The sequence below is a fragment of the Massilia sp. CT11-108 genome (assembly GCF_047302915.1).
In the GTDB taxonomy this organism is placed as follows: domain Bacteria; phylum Pseudomonadota; class Gammaproteobacteria; order Burkholderiales; family Burkholderiaceae_D; genus Telluria; species Telluria orientalis.
Map to the genome: position 1 here is coordinate 1 of NZ_JBKYMO010000945.1, position 1188 is coordinate 1188.

Annotated in this window: 2 protein-coding genes; both read right to left on the reverse strand. The window is 70.4% G+C overall.

Going from position 1 to position 1188, the window contains the following annotated elements; genetic code table 11:
* On the reverse strand, positions 1-788 hold a 788-nt coding region (locus tag ACEN88_RS32230; RefSeq protein ID WP_413346286.1), incomplete at its 3' end, for a HAMP domain-containing protein.
* Positions 789-803: 15 nt separating this feature from the next.
* On the reverse strand, positions 804-1188 hold a 385-nt coding region (locus ACEN88_RS32235), incomplete at its 5' end, for a chemotaxis protein CheW (protein WP_413346288.1).

Sequence of the window (1188 nt, forward strand, 5' to 3'; positions counted from 1 at the left end):
CGCCAGGACTGCACCATGTCGCCCAGTGCGCGCAGCATCTGCCCGACCTCGTCGCGGCTCGTGCCGGCCGGGACGTCGGCGCGCAGGTCGCCCGTCGCGATGCGCGCGGCCACGGTGGTCGCTTCCCGGAGGGGAACCGCGATGGCGCGGTTGAGCCACACCGTCTTCACGAACGCCAGCAGGACGACCGCCAGGTTCAGGACGATCAGCGTCACGCCCGCGCTTTCCACCAGCGCCTCGCCATCGCGCATCCGGGTCCGGGCTTCCTGCATCTGCTTCGCCGCGATCTCGTCGGCGACGGTCCTGAGCCGGTCGAACGTGTTCTGCAGGCGTCCCGTCGCCGCTTCGCCGGCGGCCGCGCGCTGTCCGGCCCGCACCTGCGGCAGCACGTCGTTGTCGCGCACGACGCCGTATTCCTGGTAGGCGTTGACGAGACGCGCGTAGTCCGCGGCAAACGCCTGGTCGGCGTCCTTGTGCGCGGCGAGCTCGCCGAGCAGCTTCCGGATCGCACCTTCCTCGGCCTCGAGCTGGCGGCCGAATCCCGCCTGCACGGTGCTGCCCGCAACCAGCGTCGACAGCAGCGCCACGCGTTCGCGGTTGATGGCGCTGCGCAGCTCCAGCACGTTCATCGTGATCGCCAGGTCGTCGTTGTACAGGCGTTGCTGCAACGCCCGCTGGCGCGCGAGTCCGTTCCACGACGAGAAGCTGGACAGCGCCATCGCCACGACGATCAATGCGAAACCGAGCATCAGTTTCGCGCGGGTGGAAAAGTCGGCCAGGGCGCGCATGGGAATCTCCTCTTGTTATTGGTGGTCCGTATTCACGATCAGCGTGGAATCGGCAAGCAGGCGCCGCGCGTCCAGCAGCGCGGTGCGGTCGGGGGCGACGCCGAGCAGGTAGCTGGCGTCCGGGTCGGCCAGCATCGGCAGGTCGTGTCCAAGGCAGTCGTGCGGGAAGCGCCGGGTGCCGTCGATCGCCTCGGCCAGCACGGCGAACCGGCTCTCCTCGCCGCGCAGGACGATCAGCGCGCCGGGGTCGGCCAGTTCGGTCAGCGGCAGCGCGAGCAGCACGCGCAGGTCGACGACGGCCAGCACGTCGCCTTCCCACATCGTGATGCCGTCGATGACGTCCGGCACGCCGGGCAAGGTAGTCAGCGGCAGCGCCGGCAGCACGCGCGCGACCCAGGCC